Raw genomic sequence first — 2,234 nt, forward strand, 5'->3', positions numbered from 1 at the left:
GGCGCCGGCACGGCGGCGGCCAACTCCCGTCGCGCGACCTGCACGGCCTGCTCGACCGCCTCGGCCAGGCGCTGCGCCTGCCAGGGCTTCTCGATGAAACGGAAAATCTCGCCGTCGTTGACCGAGGCGACGATCGCCTGCATGTCGGAATAGCCGGTCAGCAGCAGACGCATCGTCGCCGGCGAAATCTCGCGCACCCGGCTCAGCAGTTCGGCGCCGAGCATGCCCGGCATGCGCTGGTCGCTGACCACCGCGTGGACGATGCGGCCGCGCACGATGTCGAGCGCCTCGTGGCCTGAGCCCGCAGTCAGAATCTCGTAGCGTCCGCGAAACTGCATGCGCAGCGAACGCAGGATGCGCTCCTCGTCGTCGACGAAAAGCACGGTGGCGCGCTCGCCGCTCACGCCGCCTCCTGCACGTTACCGCGGATCGGCAGGGCGACGAAGAAGCGCGTGCCGACGCCAGGCTTCGACACCGCGCGGATGCGGCCGCGATGCTGTTCGATGATCTGGTAACAGATCGAGAGGCCCAAGCCGGTGCCTTGGCCAACCGGCTTGGTCGTGAAGAACGGATCGAAGATGCGTGCGAGATGCTCGGCCGGAATCCCGGCGCCGTTGTCCTCGACCGCTATCATCAGATACTGGCCGACCGCATGCGTGCGCACGCTGATACGGCCCTGCTCGTGGGCGATCGCCTGCGCGGCATTCGTGATCAGGTTGAGCAGCACCTGATTGATCTGCGCCGGCGAGCAGACAATTTCGGGCACCTCACCGAACTGGCGCACGACCTCGATGTTCTTCTTGCGCAGCAGGTTGCCGCCGATCTTCAGCGCGCCGTCGACGAGCTGATGCACATCGACGCGCGCGACCTGCGCCTGATCGAGGCGACTGAAGTCCTTGAGGCTGCCGACGAGTTCGGAAATCTGGCCGATGCCGAACACGGTATCGTCGAGCAGGCCGCCGAGGTCGTCGAGCGCGGCGAGATCGAACTTCCCGCGCTGCGTTTCGAGTTCCTCGATGCGCGCGGCGAGTTGCGCCTCGTCGCCACCGTCGGCGAAGAAATCGACGATCTGCTGGTAGGCACCGATCAGGCCGCGCATGTCGACCAGCGATTCCCTGGTCATCTCGACGTTGTTGCGCACATAGCCGAGCGGCGTGTTGATCTCGTGCGCAATCCCCGCGACCATCTGGCCGAGCGAGGCCATCTTCTCCGACTGCACGAGCTGCGCTTGCGAGGATCTGAGCTGGCGGTTGGTCTTTTCCAGTTCCAGCGAATGCGCGGCCATGCGCCGCTCCATCGCGCCGAGCACGTCGAGCACCTTGCCCATGCCAGCGTAACGGCCATCCGCACCGACGACGATGAAGTCCTCCATGATCGGCTGGCGGATGCGCGCGGCGATCGTGCGGCTGGCCTGCTCGATCGTCACGTCGGCCGCAATGACCAGCGGCTGCGCGTGCATCACGCTCGTGATCGCACGGCGGCCGTACAGCTCGCGCCCGAACGGCTTGATGTAGACGCGCTGCATGAGTTCGTAGCGACTGACGCTGCCGATCGGCAAACCGTCATCGACCACCGGCAACGACAGCCACGCGGCGCTGGCCGCATCGAGAAAGCGTTCGCCGACCGCGAGCACCGCGGTCGTCGGCGCGAGCGGCTCCAGCCATTGCGCGAGCGCGGCAACGCGCAAGTCCGCCTCGGCCGCCATCGGACCAGCGAATGCAGCGGAAGCGGACGGCAACGCCGCGACGGGTTGTACTGCGGAATTCATCGGCTCGACCGGAATGCCGGACGGGCTGCGCAGGACACTGCGCAAGCCTGTCCCCTGTGGCCGCATACCTTCTCAGATCAATATGGAGGCGGCGTGACAACCGTGTGACGCTTGCACCCAGACAATGCGCGGCTGCCAGAAGTCACTCGGCAGCTCAGGCAATTTTTACATCGCCGCCGGCGACTGGGCTGTCCGACCTCACCACTCGACGATGGCCAGGCGCTGACGCAGCCGCGGCGACAGTTTCGCGATCAGCACGCGGTCGGGATTGACGAGCACGGCCTCGCGCGCGCCGGCGAGCATGTCGAGGTCGGCGAACGAATCGCCGTAGGCGATGTCCCACGGCGCATGCACGCCGCGCACGCGCAGCTGGTGCGCTTTCTGGAAACCGATGTTGTGCACTTTGACGCGCGGACCGAGACGGCCGGCCTCGAACTGAGAGGCCACGAGCTCGATTTCGGCTAGG

Annotated in this window: 2 protein-coding genes and 1 pseudogene; all 3 read right to left on the bottom strand. The window is 66.4% G+C overall.

Annotated features, from left to right (window positions below):
• On the bottom strand, positions 1-404 hold a 404-nt coding region (locus tag VF497_RS09845), incomplete at its 3' end, for a response regulator (RefSeq protein WP_330888162.1).
• Positions 401-1,813, bottom strand: a complete 1,413-nt coding sequence (locus VF497_RS09850; protein WP_330888164.1) for a sensor histidine kinase — start codon at positions 1,811-1,813, stop codon at positions 401-403. The genes VF497_RS09845 and VF497_RS09850, both read right to left, overlap by 4 nt.
• A gap of 153 nt (positions 1,814-1,966) precedes the next feature.
• A pseudogene (locus VF497_RS09855) lies at positions 1,967-2,234 on the bottom strand (haloacid dehalogenase-like hydrolase); the annotation flags it as partial.

The organism is Rudaea sp. (genome assembly GCF_036383415.1).
GTDB lineage: Bacteria > Pseudomonadota > Gammaproteobacteria > Xanthomonadales > Rhodanobacteraceae > Rudaea.